Consider the following 25790-nt stretch of genomic DNA (forward strand, 5'->3'; position numbering starts at 1 on the left):
AACGCGCCTGGACTGCTCATGCCTCAATCTCCCTTGCTTATCGGCTGCGCCTCCGGATTTTCCGGCGATCGCACCGATGGCGCCGCGGCCGTGGTCCGCACCTTGGCCGCCCAAGGCGGCGGCACGCTGATCTTCGAGACGCTGGCTGAGCGGACGCTGGCGCTGGCGCAGCTTGCGCGCAACGACGATCCGAACCGCGGCTATGAACCCCTGCTGGACGAACTGGTGGGTCCGGTCCTGGGCGACTGCCTGCGCCACGGGATCAACATCGTCAGCAATTTCGGCGCGGCCAATCCGCCCGCCGCCGCACGCCGTATTGCTGAACTGGCGCGTGAACAAGGCTTGCCGGTTCCGCGCATCGCTGTCGTGTATGGCGACGCGCTGAACGGCGCCGAGCATCGCGACCTGCTGGCGCATCGACTGGGCGCCGCACTGGACGGCCTGGACATCGTGAGCGCCACTGCCTATCTGGGCGCCACCGAAATCGCCGAGGCGCTGGCCGCCGGCGCGCAGATCGTCGTGGCCGGCCGCGTGGCCGACCCGTCGCTGACGCTGGGGCCGGCGCTGGCGCACTTCGGCTGGGATCCCGCCGACTGGCCGCGTCTGGGACGTGCCACCATGGCCGGCCACATGCTCGAATGCGGGCTGCAGGTGACCGGCGGCTATTTCTGCGTGCCGGGGCTGAAAGAAGTGCCGGACGTCCATGCGGCCGGTTTCCCCATCGCCGAGATCCAGTCCGACGGCGAATTCGTGATCGGCAAGGCAGACGGCACCGGCGGCGCCGTAGATGCGCGCACCGTGAAAGAACAATTGCTGTACGAAGTCCACGATCCGGCGCGGTATCTGACTCCCGACGTGGTGGCGGACCTAAGCCAGGCGCGTGTCGTCGAACTGGGCGGCAACCGGGTTGCGGTCCATGGCATTACGGGTCACACCCGGCCCGACGAACTGAAGGTGAACGTCTGCTATCGCGGCGGCTGGCTGGCTGAAGCGGAGATTTCGTATGCGGGCGTGCAGGCCGAAGCCCGAGCACGGCTCGCGGCAGATATCGTCCAGAAGCGCCTGGGCTCCGACTACAAGCTGCGCGCGGACCTGATCGGCGCGATCAGCATCCTGGGCGACGACGCGGGCGAGATGCGCCGCGCGCTGCCCGACAGGCACGCCCGCGACGTGCGGCTGCGTCTGGCCACCGAAAACGCCGATCGCGCACAGGCCGAACGCGTGTTGCGCGAAGTGACCGCGCTCTATACCTGCGGCCCGGCCGGCGGCGGCGGCGTGCGCACTGCACTGCGCCCGCGCTTGAACATGATGTCCTGCACCATTCCCCGCGAAGCCGTAAAGAGCGGCTGGAACTTCCTGGAGGAGATCGCGCCATGAACCAGACTTTGCTCGCCGTGCCGCTGTACCGCCTGGCCCACAGCCGATCCGGGGACAAGGGAGATATCTCCAACCTGAGCCTCATCGCCTGGGATCCCGAATGCTATGACGTGCTGGCCGCGCAAGTGACCGAAGCGCGCGTCGCACAGTGGTTCGCGTACCGCCATCCGAAGCGTGTGACACGCTATGCGCTGCCGATGCTCAACGCAATGAATTTCGTGCTGGAGGGCGTGCTGGACGGCGGCGTCAATGACGCGCTGAACCTCGACACGCACGGCAAGAGCCTGTCTTTCAGATTGCTGGACATGACGGTGGAGGTCAGCGCAGCGCTGGCGAGCCGTCTGCCAGACATACCCGGCGACCGTCCCGCGGCCGCCTGATTTGCAGTTCCGATAAAAAAACACCACAGGAGACACACATGCGCATCGCTACCAAGGGCCGGCTGGCCCTGCTGTTGGCCGCCGCCCTGCCCCTTTCGGCCATGGCGCAATTCCCGACCAAGCCCATCACCTTCATCGTCCCGTTCGCTGCCGGCAGCGCCACCGATCAGATCGGCCGCGCCATCGGCCAGGGCGTCACCGAACAAACGGGCCAAGCCGTCGTCATCGAGAACAAGCCCGGCGCCAGCGCAATGATCGGCGCGGCAGCCGGCGCGCGCGCAACGCCCGACGGCTACACGGTCCTGATCACCACCAACACCACACATGCAGCCAACGAGCACCTGTACAAGTCGTTGACCTACGATCCCGTCAAGGATTTCGCGCCCCTCACGCTGCTGGGCAAGGGCGGACAGATCATGGTCGTCAATCCCAGTTCGCCCGCCAAGACGGTGGGCGACTTCCTGGCTCAGGCCAAGCAGTCGCCGGGCAAGCTGAGCTTTGGCAGCGGCAGCTCCAGCAGCCGCATCGCTGGTGAACTGCTGCAGCAGATGGCCAATGTGCAACTGCTGCACGTGCCCTACAAGAGCAATCCGCTCGCCGTCACCGACCTGCTGGGCGGCCAGATCGACATGATGATCACCGACACCGCCACGGGCTTGCCGCAGGTCAAGTCCGGCAAGCTGCGCGCGCTGGGCGTCACGGGCCAGGCGCGCTCGCCGCTGGCCCCCGACGTGCCGACCATTTCGGAGGCTGGCGTGCCCGGCTACGAGATGGGCTACTGGTTTGCCGCCTATGCGCCGGCCGGCACACCGCCCGACGTGGTCAAGCGCCTGAACGAATTGCTGGTGAACGCCACCAAGGCCAAGCCCGCTCAACAGTTCTACGCGCAGACCGGCACGGACGCGGCGTCGTCGTCACCCCACGAGCTGGCAAAGTTCCAGCAAGCGGAATCGAAGAAGTGGGGCGACATCATCAAGAAGGCCGGCATTCAGCCGGAGTGATTCACACCAGGCGTGCCAAAGCAAAAAACCCATCGCGCTTGCGATGGGTTTTTTTAGAACCTGAAGGCCGGAACCGCTTGGCTTATTTGTCCACGAAGGCGCGCTCGACGACGTAGTCGCCCGGCTGGCCCACGCCCGGCGACACGGCGAAGCCACGGCTATCCAGCATGGCGCTGATGTCAGCCAGCATGTGCGGGCTGCCGCAGATCATGGCGCGGTCGGTTTCGGGGTTGATTTGCGGAATGCCGATGTCGGCGCACAGCTTGCCGTTTTCGAGCAGTTCGGTGATGCGGCCTTGATTGCGGAAAGGCTCGCGCGTCACGGTGGGGTAATACACCAGCTTGTCGCGCACGATGTCTCCGAAGAATTCGTTGTTCGGCAGTTCGTTTTCGATGTAGTTGGCGTAAGCCAGTTCGCTGACCCACCGCACGCCGTGCACCAGGATGACCTTGTCGAAGCGTTCGTAGACGTCCGGGTCCTTGATGATGCTCATGAAGGGCGCGAGGCCGGTGCCGGTGCCGAAGAGGAACAGATGCTTACCGGGCTTGAGGTCGTCGACGACCAGGGTGCCGACCGGCTTGCGGCTAACGAGGATGGTGTCGCCTTCTTTCAAGTGCTGCAGGCGCGACGTGAGCGGGCCGTTCTGCACCTTGATGCTGAGGAATTCGAGGTTTTCTTCGTAGTTGGCACTGGCGATGCTGTAAGCCCGCAGCAGCGGCTTGCCTTCAACTTCGAGGCCGATCATCACGAAGTGGCCGTTGTGGAACCGCAAGGCCGAATCACGCGTCGTGGTGAAGGAAAACAGGGTGTCGTTCCAGTGGTGCACGCTAAGTACGCGCTCAGTGTTGAAAGCAGCCATGTCGTATTCAGTAAGGGCGGATCGTGGCCGGGCGAAGCCCGGCTGTGCCGCGAGGTCATTCCGAACCGCAAAAAAAAGGCCGCGGTCGGCATTAGGGTTGTCCCTATTCTACAGGGTCTTGATGATAACTGCTCTCATTATTCCGTAATACCCTTATTCCAGTTTGACGGGGATCAACGTCTTGAACCCAACGCTTACTGCTAGTTGAACGGCGCAATGCTTCCTGTTATTGTCGCGTTCTCACTTGATAATCATTTTCGTTAGCAGACCGCTTTTCGCATTGGCGCGCCTCGAATTAAGGCGGGGCCGTGCTGCAACACTCGTTTCGGCCCTAGCTGGAGTTCCTTCATGATCAAGCGTCCCCAATTGAATTCCCTGCTGCGCGCGCTGGCGCTCGCCGGCGCCGCTGCCTTCACCGTGTCGGCTAACGCCGCCGAGGAAGTCAGCCTGTACACCACCCGGGAACCCAAGCTGATCCAGCCGCTGCTGGATGCTTTCACCAAGGAAAGCGGCATCAAGGTCAACACCGTCTTCGTCAAAGACGGTCTGCTGGAACGCGTCAAGGCCGAAGGCGCCAAGTCGCCCGCCGATGTGCTGATGACGGTGGATATCGGCAACCTGCTGGATCTGGTGGACGGCGGCGTGACGCAGTCGGTCAAGTCCGACACGCTGAATTCGGTCATTCCCGCCAACCTGCGCGGCGCCGATGGCAAATGGTACGCCCTGTCGCTGCGCGACCGCGTGCTGTATGTCGAAAAGGACCTGAAGCTGGAATCCTTCCGCTACGAAGATCTGGCCGATCCCAAGTGGAAGGGCAAGGTCTGCATCCGTTCCGGCCAGCACCCCTACAACACCGCGCTGGTCGCTTCCATGATCGCGCACGACGGCGCCGAGGCCACCGAAAAATGGCTGCGCGGCGTCAAGGCCAACCTGGCCCGCAAGGCCGCCGGCGGCGACCGCGACGTGGCGCGCGACATCCTGGGCGGCATCTGCGACATCGGTCTGGCCAACGCCTACTATGTCGGCCACATGAAGAACGCCGAGCCCGGCACCGACGCGCGCAAGTGGGGCGATGCCATCAAGGTCATCCGCCCGACCTTCGCCAATGCCAAGAGCGGCGGCACGCACGTGAACGTCAGCGGCGCGGCCGTCGCGGCGCACGCTCCCAACAAGGCCAACGCGGTCAAGCTGCTGGACTTCCTGGTGTCGGAACCGGCCCAAGCCCTGTACGCGCAGGCCAACTACGAATACCCCGTCCGCAAGGGCGTGAAGCTGGACCCGGTGATCGCAAGCTTCGGCGAACTGAAGGTCGATCCCCTGCCCTTGACCGAGATCGCCAAGCATCGCAAGCAAGCCAGCGAACTGGTCGACAAGGTCGGCTTCGACAACTGATAAGCTGCCGGACCGCCGTGCCTTCGGGCATGGCGTGACCTTGATGCAGTGACACGCGAGCGCCCGGCACCGGGCGCAACGCGTAGGGCCTGTTCCCGCTTTTCCGGGGGAACAGGCCTTGCCATTGATGCAACCGACTTTGAAGCATGCACACACAATCCTTGCCCACGCCGCTGCGGCTGCGCTGGTCTGAACGCGGAACCGGCTGGCTGGTTGGCGCGGCCCTGATCGCGCTGGCGGTGCTGGCGCCGGTACTGACGCTCGGCTGGTGGGCGATGGGCGGCAGCCTGGAACACTGGCAGCATCTGGCCAGCTATGTGCTGCCGCAGGCCTTCGCGAACACCGTCATGCTGCTGGCCGGAGTGGGCGTCGTTGTGACCTTGCTTGGCACCGGCGCCGCATGGCTCGTGACCGCGTACGAGTTTCCCACGCGCCGGGTCCTGACCTGGGCGCTCCTGCTGCCGCTGGCGGTGCCCACCTACATCATCGCGTTTGCCTACCTGGACCTGCTGCACCCCATCGGGCCCATCCAGTCGGCGATCCGCGCCATGCTCGGCTTCGACAGCCCGCGCCAATTCCGCCTGCCCGATCTGCGCTCCATCTACGGCGCGATCTTTGTCCTGGGCTTCGTGCTGTACCCCTATGTCTACCTGAGCACCCGCGTCATGTTCATGACGCAGGCCGCCAGCCTGCTCGAAGCTGCCCGCACGTTGGGCGCGGGCCGCGTGGCGGTGTTCTGCCGCGTCGCCCTGCCCCTGGCCCGTCCCGCGATCGTGGTGGGCGTGAGCCTGGCGCTGCTGGAAACCCTGAACGACATCGGGGCCTCCGAATTCCTCGGCGTGCAAACGCTGACCGTCTCCGTCTACACCACCTGGGTCACCCGTTCAGACCTGGCTGGCGCCGCGCAGATTGCGCTGACCATGCTCGCGATCGTCATCGGGCTGATTCTGCTGGAACGCCACGGCCGCAAGCGGCAGCGCTACGCCAACACGCAGCGCATGCGCCCGATGCAGCCGCGTCGGCTGCGTGGCGCGGCGGCTGCCGTCGCGGCCGTGCTGGGCTGGATTCCCGTCCTGATCGGGTTTGTCGCGCCGGCGCTGTATCTGGTCGTTGAAACCTACAAGCGGCTTCACCTGGTGGGCGGTGTGTCGGACCAGTTGATCGGCGGCCTGAGCAACACTCTGATCGTCGCGTCCAGCGCCACGGTGGTCACCCTGCTCTGCGGACTGATCGTTGCGTGGGCGGGCCGCACCCTGCGCGAAAGCGCCGGCTTCAATCCGGGCCGCGCCTGCGCACGCATCGCCAGCCTGGGCTATGCGGTGCCTGGCACGGTGCTGGCCATCGGCCTGCTGACCCCCTTCGTGTGGATCGACACCGCGGTCGCACGGGTGTTCGGCGGCACGGGCCTGTTCCTGATGGGCTCGATGGGCGCATTGGTGTGCGCCTATGCGATCCGCTTCCTGGCGATTTCCACCGGGGCGCTCGAAGCCGGCCTGGCGCGCATCCCGCCGTCCTTGGAACAAGCGTCGCGCCTGCTTGGCGAAACCTCCGGCGGCACGTTGCGCCGCGTCCACCTGCCGTTGCTGCGGCCCGCGCTGGCCGCGAGCGCGCTGCTGGTGTTCGTGGACGCCATGAAGGAACTGCCCGCCACCCTGCTGCTGCGCCCCATGAATTTCGACACCCTGGCCACGTGGCTTTATGCGGAAGCCGCGCGCGGCACGTACGAAGAAGGCGCCGTGGCCGCGCTGGCCATCGTGCTGGCCGGCCTGCTGCCGGTCATTCTGCTGGCGCGCACCAATCTGAAAATGGGACATTGATCATCGTGCCCGATCTGCTAGAAATCGACCACCTCTCCCTGGCCTACGACACGCCCACTGGCTTGAAACCCATCGTGCAGGACCTGTCGCTGGGCCTTCCCGCCGGCCACATTGGCTGCCTGCTGGGCGAGTCCGGCTGCGGCAAGACCACCGTGCTGCGCGCCATTGCCGGGTTCGAGCCGGTGCGCGCTGGCCGCATCCTGCTGGACGGCACGGTGATCTCGTCGCCCACCGAACAGGTCGCGCCCGAGCTGCGCCGCGTGGGCATGATGTTCCAGGACTACGCGCTATTTCCGCACCTGACGGTGGCGCTGAACGTGGCGTTCGGATTGCGCAAGCTGCCGCGTCCGGACCGCGCCCGCCGTGTCGAAGAAATGTTGGAACTCGTCGGCCTGGCACACGCCGCCAACAGCTATCCGCATGAGATCTCCGGCGGCCAGCAGCAACGCGTGGCCCTCGCTCGCGCGCTTGCGCCCTCGCCCGACCTCCTGCTGCTGGACGAACCGTTTTCAAACCTGGATGTGGACACGCGCGAGCGGTTGGCCTTCGAGGTGCGCGAGATCCTGAAGACCACAGGCCACACCGCGATCCTGGTCACGCACAACCAGGCCGAAGCGTTCGCGATCGCCGACCGCATCGGGGTGATGGCCAAGGGCCGCATCGCGCAATGGGATACGCCCTACAACCTGCACCACAACCCAGCCGACACCTTCGTGCGCGACTTCATCCGCCGCGAAGCCCTGGAAGAACAGCGCGAACAGGCGCTGGCGCGCGGCCGGTAGCGGGACCTGCGAGGCCCGCGCGGACCTCGGCGCCCCCCGCGTCCCGCATGCCCCGCACTGCAGATCAATCCGCCGACAGCTTCACCTTCTGCGACAAGGCCTTGAAGGCCTCGTGCTGGCTTTGGGTCAGCCGCTCAACTTCCTGCGGCGACGAGCCATAAGGCATGAAGCCTGCCTTCTCAAGCTTGTCCTTGACGTCCGGCATCGCAAGCGCCGCCTGGAAGGCGTCGCTCAGCACGCGCGTCACGTCGGGCGACATGCCGGCCGGCCCATAGACCGCGAACCACGGATCCACGACCGCGCCCGAATACCCCAGTTCGGCCAGCGTCGGCACGTCGGGCAACGCCGGCGCGCGCTTGCTGCCGGTGACCGCCAGCGCGCGGACCTTGCCCGCATTGATGTGCGGCAGCGACGCGGGCAGGTTGTCGAACATGACCGGCAAGTGTCCGCCCAGCAGATCGTTCAACGCCTGGGCGCTGCCCTTGTAGGGCACGTGCTGCATGCCGGCCCCGGTCAACTGGTCGAACATCACCCCCGCCAGGTGCATGGACGTGCCCGTGCCGGGCGTGCCGTACGACGTATTGGGATTCGCCTTGGCGTACGCGACCAGGTCCTTGACACTGTCCACCTTCACCGACGGGCCCACCTCCAGCACCACGGAAGACGCCCCCAGCATGCTGATGCCCGTGAAATCCTTGGTCGGATCGAACGGCATTTTCGGGTACACGAACGGATTGAGCGCGTTCGTGGATATCGCGCCGAAGCCGATGACGTAGCCGTCCGGCGCGGCCTTGGCGACGGCGTCCATGCCGATGTTGCCGCCCGCGCCGGGACGGTTCTCGACGATGACCGGCTGCCCGAGCTTTTCGGCCACTTTCTGGCCCGCCGTGCGCGCGACCAGATCGGTCGTGCCGCCCGCGGTGTACGGCACGATGAAGGTGATGGGCTTGGCCGGATAGCCGGCGGCGTGCGCGGGCACGGCGCCCTGGATCAACGCCAGCGCGGCCAGGCCGCGCAGCGCATTGTGGGTGTAGCGATGCATGATGTCTCCCTCCCGTTTGTCGTTATGCACGGGTAGCGCATCTTATCGCCGGACAGCGGCGTCGCACAGCGCGATACGCCTCGCTTATTCCGCCAGGTATCAATTCATGTTCCGCCGCGGGCGTTTATCGCCTGCGCGCCCGCTCCTATAGTTCGTCTCACTGTCTGAGCGCGCAGGCACCCTCAAATGCCAAACCGGAGTATTGAAATGTCGAACAAGACTGTAGTGATCACGGGCGCGTCCAGCGGAATCGGATTTGCCCTGGCGCAGGAATACCTGCGCCGCGGCGACAACGTGGTGGGCAACGCCCGCAGCCAGGAAGGCCTGAACGCGGCCGCCGAGCGGCTGGCTAAGGAAGGCCTGGGCTTGCCCGACCGCTTCCTTGCCGTGGCCGGCGACATCGCCCTGGCCAGCACTGCCCGCGATATCGTGCGCCAGGCCACCGAGCGGTTCGGTCGCATCGACGTGCTGGTCAACAACGCGGGGATCTTCATTCCCAAGCCCCTGGGCGACTACACCGACGAAGACCTGGACCGCATCATCGATACGAACCTGAAGGGCTTCTTCTACATCACCCAGCAGGCCGCCGCGCACATGTCGGAATACCGCGACGGCCACATCGTCAACATCACGGCCAGCATCGCCATGCAGCCCAGCAGCCGCGTCCCGGCGCTGCTGCCCGTGCTGATCAAGGGCGGCCTGAATCACGCCACGCGGGCGTTGGCGATCGAACTGTCTGACCGGAACATCCGCGTCAACGCGGTGGCGCCCGGCATCATCGAGACGCCGATGCACGATCCGGCCACGTTCGGCTTCCTGAATTCGTTGCAGCCTGCCGGCCGCATGGGCAAGGTGGACGACATTGTCGGTGCGGTTACCTATCTGACCGATTCGGCCTACACCACCGGCGCGATCCTTCCGGTCGATGGCGGCGCCGCTGCGGGTCATTGGTAGCATCACCACGACCGCCCGCCGCGCGGCGGGCGTCCTCACCTTGAGAGACCCACCATGTCCATTGAAGCCAGACTGGCCGAACTTGGCCTGATCCTTCCGCCCGCCCCCCAGCCGCTGGGCCAGTACACCGCCGTCAGCCAGGCGGGCGACCTGCTGTTCATCTCGGGCCAATTGCCGTTGCGCGACGGGCGCGTGGTGTGGCAGGGCCGCGTCGGCGTGGAGCTGACCGTTGACCAGGGCCGGCAGGCCGCGGAACTGGCCGCGCTGAACGTGCTGGCGCAGATCCGCCAGCACACCGGCAGCTTCGACCGGCTGGACCACCTTGTCCGCGTCGAGGGTTATGTCGCCAGCGCGCTGGGCTTTCTGGATCAGCCCGCCGTGCTGGATGGCGCGTCCGGCCTGTTTGCACGGGTGCTGGGCGAGAAGGCCGGCCACGCGCGCACCGCCAATTCGGTTGCGCAGCAGCCAGGCAACGCGGCAGTGATCCTGGTGGTGATCGCGCAGTTGAAAGGCGTCTGACGCCGCTCAGTCCGCTAGCTTGTCGACCAGGAAATCGACGAACGCCCGCACGCGGCGCGATATGTGCCGGGCATGCGGGTACAACAACACGAACGGCCGGGTGCTGCCGCCATGTTGCTGCAGCACCTCGGTCAGCCTGCCCGCGCGCAGATCGTCTTCGACCACGAAGCGATACGTCTGAAAGAGGCCGGCGCCCGCACGGGCCAGCGTCACGCCGCCCAGTACATCCTCGGCCGTGCCATAGGCGCCGTCGGTCACGATGTCGACCGCTTCGCCCTCCACCTGAAATGTCCACGGAATGCGCCGCCCGCTGCTAGGCCGGTCGAACTGGATGCAGTCGTGCGCAGCCAGATCCTCCAGCGTTTGCGGCGTGCCGCGCCGGCGCAGGTATTCCGGCGCGCCGACCACCACCAGTTCCGCGTCCTCCAGCTTGCGCGCGATCAGCGCCGAGTCGTCGGGCGCGCGCCCGCGCACCGACAGGTCATAACCGTCATCGGCGAAATCGACATTGCGGTTGCTGATGTGCACGTGCACGTCCACGTTGGGATACTTGTCGCGAAATGCGGGCAGCAGCGGCAGAACGCGGTAATGCGCATAGGGCGTCGGCAGGCTGATGCGCAGCCGCCCGGCCGCGCCCTGCCCGCCCACCTGGCGTTCGGCGTCGACCAATTGCGCAATGGCGGGGCGCACCTGCTCGAAGTAGGCACGCCCTTCGTCGCTCAACCGGATATGCCGCGTGCTGCGCACGAACAGCCGAATGCCCAGCCGCGCCTCCAGCCGCGAGACGCTGCGGCTGACGGCTGCCGGCGTGACGCCCGCAGCATTGGCGGCGGCCGTGAAACTGCTGAGTTCCGCAGCCAGGCAGAACATCTCGATGCTGCCCAGCTGCAGGTCGTCAAAGTGGCGCGTCATGCGGGCTCCTGCGGTGAAATCCGGCCGGGGCAACCATCAGGCCGCCCCCGCCGGTCAGCACCCCAACACATCGATGATGCGCTGGGCGATGTACTGGCCGTGAGTTTCCAGCGCGAAGTGGCCGGTGTCCAGCAGTTCAACCACGGCATCCGGGTTGTCGCGGCGATAGGCCTCGGCGCCCGGCGGAATGAAGAATGGATCGTTGCGGCCCCAGATCGCCAGCGTGGGCACCTGGGCCTGACGAAAGAACGCCTGGAAGGCGGGGTATTGCGTCAGGTTGTTCGCATAGTCCAGGAACAGGTCAAGCTGAATATCCTTGTTGCCCGGCCGTTCAAGCAGGGCCGCGTCCAGCGTATAGCCTTCGGGCGCGACGCTGTCCGGGTCAGCCACACCGTGCACATACTGCCACTTGGTGCCTTCGAAGTTCAGGATGGCATCGTGAATGGTCTGGCGGTTTGCGGGCGACGGGTCGTTCCAATAGGCGCGGATGGGGGCCCACGCGTCGCCCAGGCCGTCGAGGTACGCGTTGCCGTTCTGCGAAACCAGACCGGTCACCCGCTCGGGGTGCGCCACCGCCAGCCGCAAGCCGGTCGGCGCGCCGTAGTCGAAGAAATACATCGCGTAGCGGGTCAGCCCCAGTTCGTCGACAAACGCTTCCAGCGACTTGGCCAGGTTGTCGAAGGTGTAGCGGTAGCCGCGCTCGGCCGGAACCTCGGTAAAGCCGAATCCGGGCAGATCGGGCGCGATGACGCGAAAGTGTTGGGCAAGTTGCGGGATGACGTTGCGGAACTGATGCGAAGACGTGGGAAAGCCGTGCAGCAGCAAAAGCACGGGCGCCTGCGGGTCGCCGGCTTCGCGATAGAAGAAGCGCAGGCCGTCGGCTTGCGCATGGCGGTAATGGACGGTGTTGTCGGGCTGGGCGGTCATGAGGATCTCCGGTATTCGGGCAGGGAATGACGATGGGATTTCGAAGCTTCACGGCACAGTCTACGCATTTTACGTAACCTGTCAACAGCCCGTTTGCTGGTTACTCAACATCGAATCGGCGTGTGATGCGGTGCTGGAATGTGGCGGTGCGGGCCGCCCGGCTCCCACATCAACCCGACGCCAACAATGAAAAAGCCCGGCATAAGCCGGGCTGAGAACCATCGATCGTTGTCATTTCGCCTTGGCACTGGCGTCCGCCGCCTCGCGCTGCCGGAACGCCGCCACCTTGTGCCGGTTGCCGCACAGCGCCATGCTGCACCACCGCCGCTTGTGCGACCGCGTCCTGTCGTAGAACCACAGCGAGCACGCATCGCTTTCGCACTTGCGCACCAATCCAAAATCGCCATGCGCGAGCAGGTCGGCCGCCGCCTCGGCCACCGGCAACAACCACTGTGCTGCGGTTTGCGAGGGATAACGGCGCGACACCACCAGGCTGCCTTCGTCTGCCGGCGCAAGCTCGAGGTGGCTGCCACCCGCCGCCAGAGCGCGATTCAGCGCGGAAAGCGCCAGCGGCGCGTGCGCCTTGCGCTGGGCGACCAATTCCCGGAGGGTTTCGCGCAGGCCGCGCGCGCTTTCCAGCAGACCGGCCGGCGCGGGGCCCTGCGCGGCGGCGAATCCCGCCAGCGCCAGCCAGCCCGCCACGTCCGCGTCCGATTGCCATCGGTCGACCGGGCCGGCGCTACTCTGCTCGACGGTGTTGATCAGATCCAGGGCGACGTGGTCGCCCAGTTGACGGAATTCGGGTGCGTGGCTGGTGTTCATGGTGATCTCCGGCGCCAGTGTAACCCTCAAAAATAAACAATAAAAGTTACACGATCATGAGGGGCATTACGCCCCCCATCACGCATGGTCATCCCGTCCCGCTCAGGCACGGGCTTCCGGCAGCGGGATGTACTCGGTCTCATCGCCAGGCACGATCTGATCGAACCGCGTGCGCTGCCAATCCTGCTTGGCCTGCTCGATGCGGTCCTTGCTGCTGGACACGAAGTTCCACCACACGAAGCGCGGGCCGTCGAGCGGCTCGCCGCCCAGCACCGCGAACCGCGCGGCCGTCCTGGCGCGGATCTGCACCGGCTTGCCCGGGGCGAACACGACCAGGCGCCCGCTTTCGTACGTCTGGCCGTCGATTTCGACCTCGCCCTGCGCCAGATAGGCGGCGCGCTCTTCGTGTTCGGCCGGCAGCACCGTGGTCGCGCCTGCCTGCAGTTGCAGGTCGCCATAGAACAGGGGCGACAGCGTCTTGACCGAGGAGGTCTTGCCGAACAGCGAACCGGCCACGACCTGGGCGCGCACGCCCTCGCCTTCGATCACCGGCTGCGCGTCCAGCCCGTAGTGCGTGAACCCCGGATCGGTCTCTTCGTGCGCCTTGGGCAGCCCGACCCAGATCTGCAGGCCACAGAGGCGCTGCGGCGCAAGCCGGCTTTCCGGCGACGAACGTTCGGAATGGACGATGCCCCGACCGGCGGTCATCCAGTTCACTTCGCCCGGCAGAATGGTCTGCGTGTGACCCGCGCCGTCGCGGTGGACCATGGAACCTTCGTACAGGTACGTCACGGTGGACAGGCCGATGTGCGGATGGGGACGCACGTCGATGCCGGCGCCGACGTCGAAGTCCGCCGGTCCCATCTGGTCCAGGAAGACGAACGGACCGACGCTGCGGCGCTGCATGGAAGGAATGGCGCGGCGGACGGAAAACCCGCCCAAGTCGCTGGTGCGCGGCACCACAACGGTTTCGATCTGGCTTTCGCCGGCTTGGGACAGGGTCGACATGGTGCAATGCTCCGCAATGGGTAGGCCTGGGGCCATCTTAATGGCCTCGCGGCCGGTATTGTGTGAAACCGGGCGGATTGCAGGATCCGCCCGGCTGTTGGCGTCAGGCCAGGTCGAAGACCAGCACTTCGGCGTCCTTGCCGCCCGACACCTCGACGCTGGCGGCGTCGGTGATCGCCACGGCGTCGCCGGCATTCAGCGCGGCGCCGTTGACCGTCACGCTGCCGCGGGCCACGTGAACCCAGGCGCGGCGGCCGGCAGCCAGCGGCAGCGAGGCCGACTCGTCGCCGTCGAACAGACCGGCGTACAGACGGGCGTCCTGATGGATCGTCATCGATCCGTCTGCGCCGTCGCCCGTCACCAGGGCTTGCAGACGGCCGCGCTTTTGCTCATCGCTGAAGGCGCGCTCTTCGTATTCCGGCGCGATGCCGGTCACGTTCGGCTCGATCCAGATCTGCAGCATGTGCGTTTCGGCATCGGGGCGGGGGTTGAACTCGGAGTGCATCACGCCGCGGCCGGCGCTCATGCGCTGGACGTTGCCCGGCTGGATTTCCGAACCGCTGCCCATGCTGTCCTTGTGGGCGATGGCGCCGTCCAGCACGTAGGTGATGATCTCCATGTCCCGGTGGCCGTGCGTGCCGAAGCCGCGGCCGGCCGCGATGCGGTCGTCGTTGATGACACGCAGCGCGCCGAAGCCCATGTGAGCCGGGTCGTAGTAGTTGGCAAAGGAGAAGGTGTGGAACGAATCAAGCCATCCGTGGTTGGCATGACCCCGTTCTGCAGCGCGGCGAATCGTAAGCATCTTGAACTCCTGTTTCAATAATATGAATGATCAGGGGGTGCATCCTGGCTGGCTTTGCGCCTTGCCGTTTGTCTGCATCCCCGGCATGAGTGGTATTCTGCGCGCCTTGCCCCTCGGTTTTGGCGCTATATTTTGATGACTTCGTTCAAATTATTTGAATACCCACATTTCGCGCTCTGACATGCAGCCCATCACCCCGGAACTTCTTGTCCTTGTCGACGCGATCGCACGCCACGGCAGCTTTGCCAAGGCGGCGCGCGAACTGGGCAAGGTGCCCTCCGCCGTCACCTACTCCATCCGCAAGCTCGAAGACGGCTTGGACGTGCTGCTGTTCGACCGCTCGGGGCACCGCGCGCTGCTGACCCCGGCGGGCGAAGCGCTGCTCAAGGATGGGCGGCATCTGTTGCAATCGCTGGACGAGCTGGCCAGCCGGGTCAAGCGCATCGCCACGGGCTGGGAAGTGCAGTTGCGCATCGCCGTCAGCGCGGTGATTCCATGGCGGCCCATCTACGACCTGATCGACGAATTCCATGCGGTGAGCAGCGCCACGACGCTGCGCTTTAGCACGGAAGTGCTGAGCGGCAACTGGGATGCCTTGACCTCCGGCCGCGCCGACCTGGTGATCGGCGCGGGCGCGGCGGGCGAACCCACGGGCCCGTATCGTTCACAAGCGATCGGCGTGATGCAATTCGGATTCTGTGTGGCGGCGAATCACCCGCTGGCCTCATTGCCGCAGCCGCTCAGCCGCGCGGACATCACGCGTTACTGCGCCTTGGTGATTGCCGATACCTCGCGCAACCTGCCCGTGCAGTCGCGCGGCATCCTGTCGGAGCAGCCGACGCTGGTGATGCCGTCGATGCAGGCCAAGATCGACGCGCAGGTGCGCGGCCTGGGTTGCGGCTATCTGCCGCTGACGCTGGCCGCGCCTTACCTTGCGCAAGGGTTGCTGGTGGTGTGCGAAACGGATGAAGGCATGTCCCTGACGGAACACGTGGCGTACGCGTGGCGGGCGGAGCCGCCCGGCGAGGCCATGAAGTGGTGGCTGCAGAAACTGAAGTCGCCGCGCCTGTGCGAAAGCCTGCTCGGCTTGTAGGCCGGCCCGAGCCCACATGCGCTCGGGTCCGGCATCCGGAACCGGCCCACTGCCGGGCCGGCGCCGGATCGGTTACTCGTCTTCGATACCCAGCTCGCGCAGCTTGCGCGTGATGGTGTTGCGGCCGATCCCCAGGCGCGAGGCTGCTTCCACGCGACGGCCCCGGCTGGCATCCAGCGCGCTTTGCAGCAGGATCTTCTCGAACTGGCGCGTCAGTGTCGCCATGACTGCGGGTTCGCCGCGCTCAAGCCGGTACTGCGCATCGCGCAGCAGCGCATCCTGCCAATTGCGCGGCGCGCCGTCCTCAGCCGGTTCCGCGGCGTAGGCGCCCGACTGCACCACCGTACCCACGCCCGCCGTCGGCGTCGCGGGCCGCATGGGCGCGGATCCGGGCTGCGGCTGATGTTCCATGGCCCGGATTTCAGGCGGCAGGTCGATACGATCCACCGTCTGGCCCGGCGCCATCACCGTCAGCCAGTGGCAGAAGTTTTCCAGCTGGCGCACGTTGCCCGGGAAGTCGAACTTGGTCAGCACGGCCAGCGCCTCGGGCGTCAGCCGCTTGACCGGCACGCCCAGCGTGCGCGCACTGGCGGTCAGGAAGTGCTGGGCCAGCGCGGGAATATCCTCGACCCGCTCGCGCAGCGGCGGCAGCCGCAGGCGGATCACGTTCAGGCGGTGAAACAGGTCTTCGCGGAAGAGGCCCTGCTCGACCCGCTGCTCCAGCGGCTGGTGCGTGGCGGCCACGATGCGCACGTCCACGCGCACGGGCTGCGCGCCGCCGACACGGTAGAAGCTGCCCTCGGCCAGCACGCGCAACAGACGCGTCTGCAACTCGATCGGCATGTCGCCGATTTCGTCCAGGAACAGCGTGCCGCCATGCGCCTCTTCGAAGCGGCCGCGGCGCAGGTTATTGGCGCCCGTGAATGCGCCGCGCTCGTGGCCGAACAGTTCGGCCTCCAGCAGGTCGCGCGGAATGGCCGCGGCGTTCAGCGCCACGAACGGGCCGCTGGCGCGCACGCCGTGGCCGTGCAGCGCGCGGGCCACCAGTTCCTTGCCGGTGCCGGACTCGCCGGTGATCAGGACGGTGACCTTGGACTGCGCCAGCCGGCCGATCGCGCGAAAGACTTCCTGCATGGCGGTGGACGACGATTGCGTCATCATCCAGCGCTCGTTGTTCTGCGCCGCTTCGCCCTGCCCGTCCGGGCTTTCGGGTTGCGCCGATTCCTGCATGGCGCGCTGGATCAGCGCGACGGCCTCGTTCACGTCGAACGGCTTGGCCAGGTAATCGAACGCACCGCCCTGGAAGGCGGACACGGTGCTGTCCAGATCGGCAAACGCGGTCATCACGATGACCGGCAGGCCAGGATGCCGCTCCTTCAGTTGGCGCAACAGCTCAAGGCCGTTGCCGCCGGGCATGCGGATATCCGACACCAGCGCCACGGGCGTCTCACGCGAAAGCGCCTCGAGCACGTCGGCCGATTGGGAAAAACTGCGGGTGGTGACGCCAGCGCGGGCCAGGGCCTTTTCGAGGACCCAGCGGATGGCCTGGTCGTCGTCGACGATCCATACGGGTTTCATCAGTTTGCGGGCTCCATCGGGAGGACCAGGCGAAACTCGGTGCGCCCCGGTCGGGATTCAAATTCGATGATGCCGCCGTGCTGTTGCACGAAGTCCTGCGCCAGGCTCAAGCCCAGGCCGGTACCGCCAGCCCTGGCCGTGACCAGCGGGTGGAAGATGCGGTCACGGATGTGGTCCGGCACGCCCGGACCGTTGTCGATGATGGACAGCACGAGCGCCAGGCGGTGCTGCCGGTGCGCCAGCATGACCTGCCGCGCTACGCGGGTGCGCAGGGTCACCACGCCGGGTTCGGTCTGCGGGCCTTGCGGGCGCGCCACCAGTTCCTGCGCGGCGTTGCGCGCCACGTTGAGCACGGCCTGCATCAGGCGGGCGGCGTCGCCCTTCAGGTCCGGCACCGAGGCGTCGTAGTCGCGCTGGATCGTGACGTCGTTGCGGAACTCGGCCTGGATCAGCGCGCAGACGCGCTCGCAGATTTCATGGATGTTCACCGGCCGCGCATTGAGCGGCACACGTTGCGGGCCGCTCAGGCGGTCCACCAGCGCCTGCAGGCGGTCGGCTTCGGAAATGATGACCTGGGTGTATTCGGCCAGGGCTGCGCTGGGCAGCTCGGCTTCCAGCAGTTGCGCGGCGCCGCGCAGCCCGCCCAGGGGATTCTTGACTTCATGCGCCAGGTTGCGCAGCAGTTCGCGGTGGGCTTCGATCTCGTCCACCAGCCGGTGGTTGCGGTCGGCCAGCACGCGCTGCTCGATTTCGCGGGTCTCGATCAGCACCGGCCAACGCTGGCCGGTCAGTCCCACGGTGGTTACGGCGACTTCCACGGATTCGGCGGCGCGGCGCAACGAGGCCAGTTGCCTCACGTCGGCGTACCTGCCGCCCGCGGCGCGGTCGATGGATGACTGGATATTCTCGGGGTTGTCGAACAGGGTGGCGGCGGAATGCCCGCCCAGTTGCTTGCGCGAGCGGCCGAACAGGTCCTCGGCGGCGGCGTTGGCGTATTCGATGTGGCCGCGCTCGTTGACCAGGAAGACTGACGTGGCTAGCAGATCGAGAGCTTCAACATTCATTTTCAACGTACCCGAATGGACAGGGGAAAGCGGAACGCGTCCGCGACGGGCGCGCCAACCCGGCGCCCTGCCCGCCGGCGCGGGCCGGGCGGGCAATTCGTCGGGCGGCTACCTGGTGGTGCGCGTGGTGTGTAAGCCGTGCTTCTGCCTACCTCATCGCGCTCCCCCCAGCCACGGCCTCAAACCATCAGAGGCTGTAGTACATGTCGAATTCGACCGGGTGCGTCGTCATGCGCAGACGCGTCACATCGGCCATCTTCAGGTCGATGTAGGCGTTGATCATGTCGTTGCTGAACACGCCGCCACGGGTCAGGAACTCGCGATCCTTGTCCAGGGATTCCAGCGCTTCTTCCAGCGAGGCGCAGACGGTCGGGATCTTCGCGTCTTCTTCCGGCGGCAGGTCGTACAGGTTCTTGTCGGCCGGATCGCCCGGGTGGATCTTGTTCTGGACGCCGTCCAGGCCGGCCATCATCAGGGCCGAGAAAGCCAGGTACGGGTTGGCCAGCGGGTCCGGGAAGCGCGCTTCGACGCGGCGGCCCTTCGGGTTGCCGACGTACGGAATGCGGATCGAAGCCGAACGGTTGCGGGCCGAGTAGGCCAGCTTCACGGGCGCTTCGAAGTGCGGGACCAGACGCTTGTACGAGTTCGTGCCCGGGTTGGTGATGGCGTTCAGGGCCTTGGCGTGCTTGATGATGCCGCCGATGTAGTACAGGGCGAATTCGGACAGGCCGGCGTAGCCGTTGCCCGCGAACAGGTTCTGGCCGTCCTTCCAGATGGACTGGTGGACGTGCATGCCGGAGCCGTTGTCGCCAACGATGGGCTTGGGCATGAACGTGGCGGTCTTGCCGTAGGCATGGGCCACGTTGTGCACGACGTACTTGACGATCTGGGTCCAGTCAGCGCGCTGCACGAGCGTGCTGAACTTGGTGCCGATTTCGAGCTGGCCGGGAGCAGCCACTTCGTGGTGGTGCACTTCAACCGGCACGCCCATCTGTTCCATCAGCAGGCACATTTCCGAACGCATGTCCTGGAACGAATCGACCGGCGGAACGGGAAAGTAGCCGCCCTTCACGCCCGGACGGTGGCCGGTGTTGCCGCCTTCGAATTCCAGGCCAGTCGACCACGGGGCTTCTTCGGACTTGATCTTGACGAACGTGCCCGACATGTCGGTGTTCCAGGTCACGCCGTCGAACACGAAGAATTCGGGTTCCGGACCGAAGTAGGCGGTGTCGCCCAGGCCGGAGGACTTCAGGTAGGCTTCAGCGCGCTTGGCCAGCGAGCGCGGGTCGCGGTCATAGCCCTTCAGGTCCGACGGTTCGACCACGTCGCACGACAGGATCAGGGTCGGCTCTTCGCGGAACGGATCCAGGTTGGCAGTGGCGCAGTCGGGGATGAGGAGCATGTCGGAGGCTTCGATGCCCTTCCAGCCCGGGATCGACGAACCGTCGAAAGCCTGCCCGCTTTCCAGCTTGTCTTCATCGATAGCGGTGGTGGGCACGGAAACGTGGTGCTCACGGCCAACCGTATCGGTAAAGCGGAAATCCACGAATTTCACTTCGTTATCGGCGATCTGTTTCAGGACGTCTTTCGGGCTTGCCATGTCATCTCCATTAGATAAAAGGGTCGAGGGCTTTGCCCGTCGACTGGCATAAAAGAGGGAAGCAATAAGCGTGCCAGGTTTAGCCCCGGTATTCCCGGGGGGAGGCACGTCAGTCTTGGGGCAATGTAGCACCATCGTGGTGCAAAAGATGGGGCATGATCGCCCCATCTTGGTGCTTGCACCTTACAGGAACATTTCCTGAAGGTCATTGAGGAAGCGCCAGCCCAAAGGCGTCGCGCGCAGGCGCGTGGGATCGGCGTCGAGCAGGCCCCGTTTCGAGGCTGCCTCCAATTGGTGCGCAATGACGGCAAGCGACAAACCGGTGCGTTCGTTGAACGTCGTGGCGGCCACGCCGTCCTTCAGGCGCAGGGCGTTGAGCATGAACTCGAACGGCAGTTCGTCCGGTCCGACCTGCCGGCTCTCGGCCAGATGGCTGCCGTCGCGCGCCATGGCGGCCTGCATCCACGAATCCGGACTGCGCAGCCGCGCTTCGCGCATGATGCGGTCATGAAACGAGAGCTTGCCGTGCGCGCCGGGGCCGATGCCCAGGTAGTCTCCGAACTCCCAGTAATTCATGTTGTGGCGGCAGCGGGCGCCCGGTTTGGCGTAGGCCGATACCTCGTAGCGCGCAAGTCCCGCCGCCGCCAGCTCGGCTTCCACCGCGTCCTGCATGGCGGCGCTCGTGTCGTCGTCCGGCAAGTCTTCAGGCGGAAACTTCGCGAAGACCGTGTTCGGCTCCATCGTCAGGTGATACAGCGACAGGTGCTCGGTGCCGAACGAAATCGCCTGCCGCAGATCGGCCGTACAGGCCTCCAGCGTCTGGCCGGGCAAGGCGAACATCATGTCTAGATTGACCCGGGCCGCCGCCTGCTGCGCCATTTCGATGGCCGCGCGCGCCTGGTTGGCATCGTGAATGCGGCCCAGCTTCTTCAACTGCACATCGTCAAAGCTCTGGATGCCCAGCGAGAACCGCGTGACGCCGCTGGCCGCATAGTCACGGAAGCGCCCCGCCTCGGCCGTGCCGGGGTTGGCTTCCATCGTGATTTCGGCATCAGGCCAGAGGTTCAGGTACGCCCGCAGCATTGCCAGCAGCTCGTCCAGACCGGCCGCCGACAACAGGCTGGGCGTGCCGCCGCCGATGAAGACGGAAATGACCTGCCTGCCCCAGATGGACGGCAGCGACTGCTCGAGGTCGCTGCGCAGCGCATCCAGATAGGCGCGTTCGGGAATCTCGCCCGGCGCGGCGTGCGAGTTGAAATCGCAGTACGGGCACTTGCGCACGCACCACGGCACGTGGACGTAGACCGACAGCGGCGGCAGGCTGGTCAGCGTGGCGCCTGCGGGAACAACGAGGCGCGACTTGGTCGCGCCCATATCGTTGCGGATGGGAATGGTGATGGACATGCGAAAAAATTCCTGGCGCCTTGGCGGCGCCGTGGTCAAGCGTGGCTCAGCTTGCTGAGCAGCTCGCGCAGCGCCCGGGCGCGATGGCTGACCCGGTTCTTTTCGTCGGGATCCAGCGACGCGGCGGTCAGCGCCATGTCGGGCAGGTAGAAGTGCGGATCGTAGCCAAAGCCGTTGGCGCCTTCGGGCACGTCGATGATCTCGCCGTGCCACAGGCCTTCGCCGATCAGCGGACGCGGGTCGTTCTCGGAACGCACCAGCGCCAGGACCGCCACATACCAGGCGCTGCGGTCGGCGACGGACGCCAGGTTGCGCACCAGCAGTGCGTTGTTGGCTGCATCGGACTTTTCGCCGCCGTTCATCTTGGCATAGCGCGCTGAATACACGCCGGGCGCGCCGTCCAGCGCGGCGACGCACAGGCCCGAGTCGTCCGCCAGCGCGGGGAGCCCGGTCAGGCGGCTGGCATGGCGCGCCTTGGCCAGCGCGTTTTCCACGAACGTGACGTGCGGCTCTTCGGCTTCCGGCACGCCGAGGTCGCCCTGCGGCACCAGCTCGATGCCCAGCGGCGCGAACAAGGCGGAAAACTCGCGCAGCTTGCCGGCGTTATTGGACGCCAGGACAACACGGCGCAGGGAGTCGGGAATCTTGGGGGAAGTCATAGGCCGGATTGTATAGGGCGAGGCCGGCGGCGGGCGGGCATTCCACGATATTGGCGTGGGTACCACGTACGTGAGAATTCGTTGTTGACACGGATGTAACAGCGACTGAAGATTGCACGTCACGACATGGCGCAACAACGCAGACATATTTTGTTGTCAATATGACCGATCTTGTCACTGATCGTATCTCAATGCCCCGGCGATGAACTCCATTCACGCTTTGCCACGGCCCGCCGCGGCCCGCGCTCCGCTCAATCCTCCCGGCGGCGCGCCCGCGCACGCCAGCCTGGCTGGCATTCTGCGCGAAAGATTATTGCGGCCGCGCTTCCAGCCTGTGGTCGACCTGTCGCACAGCCGCATCTACGGCCACGAAAGCCTCATCCGCGGTCCCGCCGACACCCCCCTGCACTTTCCCGACGCCCTGTTCGCCGAAGCGCGACGCCAGGGGCTGCACCCGCAGCTCGAACTGGCCAGCTTCCGCGCGGGCGCACGCGGGTTCGAACAGAACGACGCTGCGGGCAAGCTGTTCCTGAACCTGTCCGGCTCCGCCCTGCTCCATTACTGGACCCTCTGGGGCCACGACATGCCCGGGCGGCTGCTCAAGGACTGCGCGCTGGAACCGACCAGCATCGTCGTCGAACTGACCGAGCAGGATCCGCTGTCGGACCGCATGGGCGAACTGCACAACGCCTTTGCCTGCCTGCGCGAGGCCGGCATGCGCATCGCGCTCGACGACTACGGCGTCGGTAATTCCAACCTGCAGCTCTGGGCCGAAACCCAGCCCGAGCTGGTCAAGATCGACCGCTATTTCTTTGACGGCATCGGCCACGACGAGCGCAAGCAGAACATGGTGCGCGCCATCCTGAAGGTGGCGCAGCACCTGGGCACGTCGGTCATCGCCGAAGGCATCGAAACCGCCGAGGACCTTGCCGTCGTGCGCGAGCTGGATATCCGCTACGCGCAGGGCTGGTTCCTGGGGATGCCCGACGAAACCCTGCTGACCGAACTGACCCCGCCCCTGCGCGACTCGCTGCGCTCGCGCACGTCGGCGCCGGTGTCGCAGCGCGCCGCCGGCGGCACGGCCGTCAGTCTGCGGGTCGAGGCTCCCGCCGCGCTCCTGACCAAGCACACCAACGACGACGTGCATCGCCTCTTCATCGAGCACAAGAACCTGCACGCCGTGGCGGTGGTCGACGCCGACAACCGGCCGGTCGGCATCATCAACCGGCGGGACTTCTCCGAACACTACGCGCAGCGCTACACGCGCGAGCTCTTCGGCCGCGACGCCTGCTCCACCTTCATGAACGCCGAGCCGGTGCTGGTGGACGTGAACGTGTCGATCGACCAGCTGAGCCACGTGCTGATTTCCGAAGACCAGCGCTACCTGATGGACGGGCTGATCATCACGCGCGACGGCCGCTATGACGGCCTGGCCACGGGCGAAACCCTGGTGCGCTCGGTGACCGAGATGCGTATCGAGGCGGCGCGCTACGCCAATCCGCTGACGTCCCTGCCCGGCAATATCCCCATCAGCCGGCACATTGCCACGCTGCTGGAAGACGCCGCGGACTTCACGATCTGCTACGGGGACCTGAACAACTTCAAGCCCTTCAACGACGTCTACGGCTACTGGCGCGGCGACGACATGATCATGCTGACCGCCGACGTCATCAAACGCCATTGCGACCCGCAGCGCGATTTCGTGGGGCATGTGGGCGGTGACGACTTTGTGGTGCTGCTGCGCAGTCCGGACTGGATGGCGCGCATCGAGCGCATCATTGCCGAGTTCAACGAAGGGGCCATGGCCCTGTATGACGAACAGGGCCGCCGCAACGGTGGCATCGAGGCCGAGGACCGTTACGGCGTGCCGCGCTTCTTTCCGTTCGTGACGCTGGGCGTGGGCGCCCTGACCGTCACGCCCTCGTTATGCGAGCGCATCCGCCCTGAGGACATCGCCTCGGCGGCTGCCCATGTCAAGCACAAGGTCAAGCACGGGAACCTGTCGCTCGTGGCCGAGCGCTACACGGGCGCCATCCTGCCGCAGCTCACCGGCTGAGGCTTCGCGCGCCGCCGCCTGCGCGCCCTGCGCAATCTGGAATTTGGCCACGGCCCGGCGCAGTCCCTGCGCCTGGGCTTCCAGCGCCGCCGCAGCGGCCGCCGTCTGTTCGACCATGGCGGCCGTTTCCTGCGTGGACCGCTCGATATCGGCCACCGCATCGTTCACCGAGGCAATGCCGGACGCCTGTTCGGCGGTGGCGCTGGAAATCTCGTTCACGATCTGCGTCACACGGTCCACGGATGCCACCATATCGCGCATGGTGTCGCCCGCCAGGTTCACGTGACGCACGCCCGCATCCACGCGCGCGGCCGAGTCTTCGATCAGGCCCTTTATCTCGCGCGCCGCCTGGGCGCTGCGCTGCGCGAGCGACCGCACCTCCCCCGCCACGACGGCAAAGCCCTTGCCCTGCTCGCCCGCGCGCGCCGCTTCCACGGCCGCGTTGAGCGCCAGGATGTTGGTCTGGAACGCAATGCTGTCCACCACACCCACGATCTCGCCGATGCGCCGCGCGCTGTCGGCGATGCCCTGCATGCTGTGCACCACTTCGTCGACGGCCTGGCCGCCGCGCTGCGCCAACTGCGTGGCGCTGACCGCTTGCCGGCTGGCCAGGTCCGCGTTGCCGGCGGTCATTTGCACGGTGTGCGCCAGCTGCGTCATGTTGGCCGACGCCTCCTGCAGCGAGCCCGCCTGCCGGGCCGCGCGGTCCGACATATCCGCGCCGCCGGCCGCGATTTCGCCGGCGCCGGTATGGATCTCTTCGACGCCCAGGCGCACCGACGCGACCGCGGTCGACAGCCCTGTTTGCATCCGGCGCATGGCCGAATACAGCACGCCGATCTCGTTGTCGCCGCGCTGCGTGATCGCGCCGGTCAGATCGCCGTCCGCGATGCGGTCAAAGTGCGCCCCCGCCTCGTTCAGCGGCCGCACGATGCTGCGGCGGAATCCCAGCCGGATCAGGATCGCCAGCACCAGGACGAAACCCAGCACGGCGGCCGCCACCACGATCACGCGCTCCAGGGTGCGGCTTGCGCCGGCCACCGCCTCCTGCCCGTGTTCGCGGGCGTAGGCTTGGTAGGCCTCGACCTGCTTCACATAGCCCGCGCCACTGGCGGGCAGCGCCTTGTCCGTCAGCCGGTTGACCTCGATGCCGTTCCAGCCCTGGATCGCCTTGCTCATCGGCGCAAGCGTCTGGTCCGCAAAGGCGGCATAGGCCGTCAGCACCTGGCCGAACAGCGGCGCGCCCTGGGCACTGTCGTCGGGGTTGGCGCGCAAGCGCGCCAGACTGGCGGCGGCCTGCTTGAGCAGCCCATCGGCCTGGGCCAGCGACGCGTTGCGCGCGTCTTCCAGCCCGCCTTCCATCGCCGTCTTGGCGTCGGTCAGCGCCGCGCGCGCCTGAAACAGCCGGCTGGTCATATCCGCGAGATCACTCGCCCTTTCGATGCTGCCCCGGCCCAGGGCCTCGATATCCGCGCGGTTGTCGCGCAAGACCGTGATACCCGCCGCCGCAGCGACAGCGAACAGCACGACGAACAACGCAAGAATGGCCGATAGCGCCGTCGTGACTCTCAGATTTTTCCGCATATCCATCCGTGTATAGCCTTGGCCGCCTTCGCGGCAGTGCCACGGATTATGGAGATGCAGTTTGGCAATTTCTTGACACAACCTTGGCGGAAACATGACGCACAGCGGTCATGAAGGTGCGCTTTTGCGTTCAGGAACCCCGTATTAATGATTCGTGA

Annotated in this window: 22 protein-coding genes and 1 pseudogene; 10 read left to right on the plus strand and 13 right to left on the minus strand. The window is 66.1% G+C overall.

Going from position 1 to position 25790, the window contains the following annotated elements:
- Positions 1-18 precede the first annotated feature (18 nt).
- From B2W22_RS05495 to B2W22_RS05505, 3 genes are read left to right on the plus strand one after another with little or no spacing between them, the layout of a single operon-like run.
- Complete coding sequence (locus tag B2W22_RS05495) at positions 19-1377, plus strand: acyclic terpene utilization AtuA family protein (protein WP_175121651.1); 1359 nt, start codon at positions 19-21, stop codon at positions 1375-1377.
- Positions 1374-1757 (plus strand): AtuA-related protein, encoded by a 384-nt coding sequence (locus B2W22_RS05500; RefSeq protein ID WP_218343728.1) that lies wholly within the window; start codon positions 1374-1376, stop codon positions 1755-1757. The genes B2W22_RS05495 and B2W22_RS05500 overlap by 4 nt, the downstream gene beginning before the upstream one ends.
- A 38-nt stretch (positions 1758-1795) precedes the next feature.
- Complete coding sequence (locus tag B2W22_RS05505; RefSeq protein ID WP_286936552.1) at positions 1796-2758, plus strand: Bug family tripartite tricarboxylate transporter substrate binding protein; 963 nt, start codon at positions 1796-1798, stop codon at positions 2756-2758.
- Positions 2759-2840: 82 nt separating this feature from the next.
- Here the strand turns inward: B2W22_RS05505 and B2W22_RS05510 are convergent, their stop codons facing one another.
- A complete protein-coding gene (locus B2W22_RS05510) occupies positions 2841-3617 on the minus strand; it encodes a ferredoxin--NADP reductase (RefSeq protein ID WP_175121654.1) in 777 nt (258 codons plus the stop codon).
- Between the two features lie 348 nt (positions 3618-3965).
- Between B2W22_RS05510 and B2W22_RS05515 the strand changes: the two genes are divergently transcribed.
- The 3 genes from B2W22_RS05515 (at position 3966) to B2W22_RS05525 (ending at position 7608) form a co-directional block, all read left to right on the plus strand.
- Complete coding sequence (locus B2W22_RS05515; RefSeq protein ID WP_105238804.1) at positions 3966-5009, plus strand: Fe(3+) ABC transporter substrate-binding protein; 1044 nt, start codon at positions 3966-3968, stop codon at positions 5007-5009.
- Positions 5010-5155: 146 nt separating this feature from the next.
- Positions 5156-6826 carry an ABC transporter permease gene (locus B2W22_RS05520; protein WP_175121655.1) on the plus strand — a complete coding sequence of 557 codons (1671 nt, stop codon included), beginning with the start codon at positions 5156-5158 and terminating at the stop codon, positions 6824-6826.
- A 5-nt stretch (positions 6827-6831) separates the two neighbouring features.
- Positions 6832-7608 carry an ABC transporter ATP-binding protein gene (locus B2W22_RS05525; protein WP_175136600.1) on the plus strand — a complete coding sequence of 259 codons (777 nt, stop codon included), beginning with the start codon at positions 6832-6834 and terminating at the stop codon, positions 7606-7608.
- Positions 7609-7672: 64 nt separating this feature from the next.
- Here the strand turns inward: B2W22_RS05525 and B2W22_RS05530 are convergent, their stop codons facing one another.
- Positions 7673-8650 carry a Bug family tripartite tricarboxylate transporter substrate binding protein gene (locus B2W22_RS05530; protein ID WP_175121657.1) on the minus strand — a complete coding sequence of 326 codons (978 nt, stop codon included), beginning with the start codon at positions 8648-8650 and terminating at the stop codon, positions 7673-7675.
- Positions 8651-8857: 207 nt separating this feature from the next.
- Here B2W22_RS05530 and B2W22_RS05535 point away from each other — a divergent pair, with 207 nt between their 5' ends.
- Complete coding sequence (locus B2W22_RS05535) at positions 8858-9604, plus strand: SDR family NAD(P)-dependent oxidoreductase (protein WP_286936556.1); 747 nt, start codon at positions 8858-8860, stop codon at positions 9602-9604.
- A 54-nt stretch (positions 9605-9658) separates the two neighbouring features.
- On the plus strand, positions 9659-10123 hold the full coding sequence (locus B2W22_RS05540) for a RidA family protein (RefSeq protein ID WP_286936558.1): 465 nt from the start codon (positions 9659-9661) through the stop codon (positions 10121-10123).
- Between the two features lie 6 nt (positions 10124-10129).
- Here the strand turns inward: B2W22_RS05540 and B2W22_RS05545 are convergent, their stop codons facing one another.
- From B2W22_RS05545 to B2W22_RS05565, 5 genes are all read right to left on the minus strand, one after another.
- The gene (locus tag B2W22_RS05545) at positions 10130-11035 is read right to left on the minus strand and encodes a LysR family transcriptional regulator (RefSeq protein ID WP_175121660.1); all 906 of its coding nucleotides are present in this window, start codon (positions 11033-11035) and stop codon (positions 10130-10132) included.
- Positions 11036-11089: 54 nt separating this feature from the next.
- A complete protein-coding gene (locus B2W22_RS05550) occupies positions 11090-11962 on the minus strand; it encodes an alpha/beta fold hydrolase (RefSeq protein ID WP_286936560.1) in 873 nt (290 codons plus the stop codon).
- Positions 11963-12193: 231 nt separating this feature from the next.
- The gene (locus B2W22_RS05555) at positions 12194-12784 is read right to left on the minus strand and encodes a CGNR zinc finger domain-containing protein (protein WP_286936563.1); all 591 of its coding nucleotides are present in this window, start codon (positions 12782-12784) and stop codon (positions 12194-12196) included.
- 102 nt (positions 12785-12886) lie between these two features.
- Positions 12887-13792: a pirin family protein gene (locus B2W22_RS05560; RefSeq protein WP_175136602.1), complete on the minus strand. Its 906-nt coding sequence runs from the start codon at positions 13790-13792 to the stop codon at positions 12887-12889.
- Positions 13793-13895: 103 nt separating this feature from the next.
- On the minus strand, positions 13896-14594 hold the full coding sequence (locus B2W22_RS05565; protein ID WP_175121664.1) for a pirin family protein: 699 nt from the start codon (positions 14592-14594) through the stop codon (positions 13896-13898).
- A 181-nt stretch (positions 14595-14775) separates the two neighbouring features.
- On the opposite strand from B2W22_RS05565, the gene B2W22_RS05570 reads away from it, so the two are divergent.
- Complete coding sequence (locus B2W22_RS05570; protein ID WP_286936566.1) at positions 14776-15687, plus strand: LysR family transcriptional regulator; 912 nt, start codon at positions 14776-14778, stop codon at positions 15685-15687.
- 72 nt (positions 15688-15759) lie between these two features.
- On the opposite strand, the gene ntrC is transcribed toward B2W22_RS05570, so the two are convergent.
- From ntrC to rdgB, 5 genes are all read right to left on the minus strand, one after another.
- Positions 15760-17265, minus strand: a complete 1506-nt coding sequence (gene ntrC / locus B2W22_RS05575) for a nitrogen regulation protein NR(I) (RefSeq protein ID WP_175121666.1) — start codon at positions 17263-17265, stop codon at positions 15760-15762.
- Positions 17265-18329 (minus strand): nitrogen regulation protein NR(II), encoded by a 1065-nt coding sequence (glnL, locus tag B2W22_RS05580; RefSeq protein WP_056560977.1) that lies wholly within the window; start codon positions 18327-18329, stop codon positions 17265-17267. The genes ntrC and glnL overlap by 1 nt, the downstream gene beginning before the upstream one ends.
- 187 nt (positions 18330-18516) lie before the next feature.
- Positions 18517-19929, minus strand: a complete 1413-nt coding sequence (gene glnA / locus B2W22_RS05585) for a type I glutamate--ammonia ligase (RefSeq protein ID WP_175136605.1) — start codon at positions 19927-19929, stop codon at positions 18517-18519.
- A gap of 183 nt (positions 19930-20112) precedes the next feature.
- Complete coding sequence (gene hemW / locus B2W22_RS05590) at positions 20113-21333, minus strand: radical SAM family heme chaperone HemW (protein WP_175136606.1); 1221 nt, start codon at positions 21331-21333, stop codon at positions 20113-20115.
- A gap of 35 nt (positions 21334-21368) precedes the next feature.
- Entirely contained in the window at positions 21369-21992 is a 624-nt protein-coding gene (gene rdgB / locus B2W22_RS05595) for an RdgB/HAM1 family non-canonical purine NTP pyrophosphatase (protein ID WP_175121668.1), read from the minus strand.
- Positions 21993-22194: 202 nt separating this feature from the next.
- Between rdgB and B2W22_RS05600 the strand changes: the two genes are divergently transcribed.
- The gene (locus B2W22_RS05600) at positions 22195-24048 is read left to right on the plus strand and encodes an EAL domain-containing protein (protein ID WP_286936570.1); all 1854 of its coding nucleotides are present in this window, start codon (positions 22195-22197) and stop codon (positions 24046-24048) included.
- Positions 24049-24198: 150 nt separating this feature from the next.
- Here B2W22_RS05600 and B2W22_RS05605 read toward each other — a convergent pair.
- A pseudogene (locus tag B2W22_RS05605) lies at positions 24199-25728 on the minus strand (methyl-accepting chemotaxis protein); the annotation flags it as partial.
- Between the last annotated feature and the right edge of the window lie 62 nt (positions 25729-25790).

This window comes from Achromobacter sp. UBA4530 (assembly GCF_002388205.1).
GTDB classification, from domain to species: domain Bacteria; phylum Pseudomonadota; class Gammaproteobacteria; order Burkholderiales; family Burkholderiaceae_B; genus Achromobacter; species Achromobacter animicus.

Coding starts and splice junctions, on each gene's coding strand:
- B2W22_RS05550 (WP_286936560.1), bottom strand. CDS start 11,962: ATGACCGCCCAGCCCGACAACACCGTCCATTACCGCCATGCGCAAGCC.
- B2W22_RS05535 (WP_286936556.1), top strand. CDS start 8,858: ATGTCGAACAAGACTGTAGTGATCACGGGCGCGTCCAGCGGAATCGGA.
- B2W22_RS05545 (WP_175121660.1), bottom strand. CDS start 11,035: ATGACGCGCCACTTTGACGACCTGCAGCTGGGCAGCATCGAGATGTTC.
- B2W22_RS05510 (WP_175121654.1), bottom strand. CDS start 3,617: ATGGCTGCTTTCAACACTGAGCGCGTACTTAGCGTGCACCACTGGAAC.
- B2W22_RS05500 (WP_218343728.1), top strand. CDS start 1,374: ATGAACCAGACTTTGCTCGCCGTGCCGCTGTACCGCCTGGCCCACAGC.
- glnA (WP_175136605.1), bottom strand. CDS start 19,929: ATGGCAAGCCCGAAAGACGTCCTGAAACAGATCGCCGATAACGAAGTG.
- B2W22_RS05555 (WP_286936563.1), bottom strand. CDS start 12,784: ATGAACACCAGCCACGCACCCGAATTCCGTCAACTGGGCGACCACGTC.
- B2W22_RS05515 (WP_105238804.1), top strand. CDS start 3,966: ATGATCAAGCGTCCCCAATTGAATTCCCTGCTGCGCGCGCTGGCGCTC.
- B2W22_RS05505 (WP_286936552.1), top strand. CDS start 1,796: ATGCGCATCGCTACCAAGGGCCGGCTGGCCCTGCTGTTGGCCGCCGCC.
- ntrC (WP_175121666.1), bottom strand. CDS start 17,265: ATGAAACCCGTATGGATCGTCGACGACGACCAGGCCATCCGCTGGGTC.
- B2W22_RS05530 (WP_175121657.1), bottom strand. CDS start 8,650: ATGCATCGCTACACCCACAATGCGCTGCGCGGCCTGGCCGCGCTGGCG.
- B2W22_RS05495 (WP_175121651.1), top strand. CDS start 19: ATGCCTCAATCTCCCTTGCTTATCGGCTGCGCCTCCGGATTTTCCGGC.
- hemW (WP_175136606.1), bottom strand. CDS start 21,333: ATGTCCATCACCATTCCCATCCGCAACGATATGGGCGCGACCAAGTCG.
- B2W22_RS05570 (WP_286936566.1), top strand. CDS start 14,776: ATGCAGCCCATCACCCCGGAACTTCTTGTCCTTGTCGACGCGATCGCA.
- rdgB (WP_175121668.1), bottom strand. CDS start 21,992: ATGACTTCCCCCAAGATTCCCGACTCCCTGCGCCGTGTTGTCCTGGCG.
- B2W22_RS05565 (WP_175121664.1), bottom strand. CDS start 14,594: ATGCTTACGATTCGCCGCGCTGCAGAACGGGGTCATGCCAACCACGGA.
- B2W22_RS05540 (WP_286936558.1), top strand. CDS start 9,659: ATGTCCATTGAAGCCAGACTGGCCGAACTTGGCCTGATCCTTCCGCCC.
- B2W22_RS05520 (WP_175121655.1), top strand. CDS start 5,156: ATGCACACACAATCCTTGCCCACGCCGCTGCGGCTGCGCTGGTCTGAA.
- glnL (WP_056560977.1), bottom strand. CDS start 18,329: ATGAATGTTGAAGCTCTCGATCTGCTAGCCACGTCAGTCTTCCTGGTC.
- B2W22_RS05560 (WP_175136602.1), bottom strand. CDS start 13,792: ATGTCGACCCTGTCCCAAGCCGGCGAAAGCCAGATCGAAACCGTTGTG.
- B2W22_RS05600 (WP_286936570.1), top strand. CDS start 22,195: ATGAACTCCATTCACGCTTTGCCACGGCCCGCCGCGGCCCGCGCTCCG.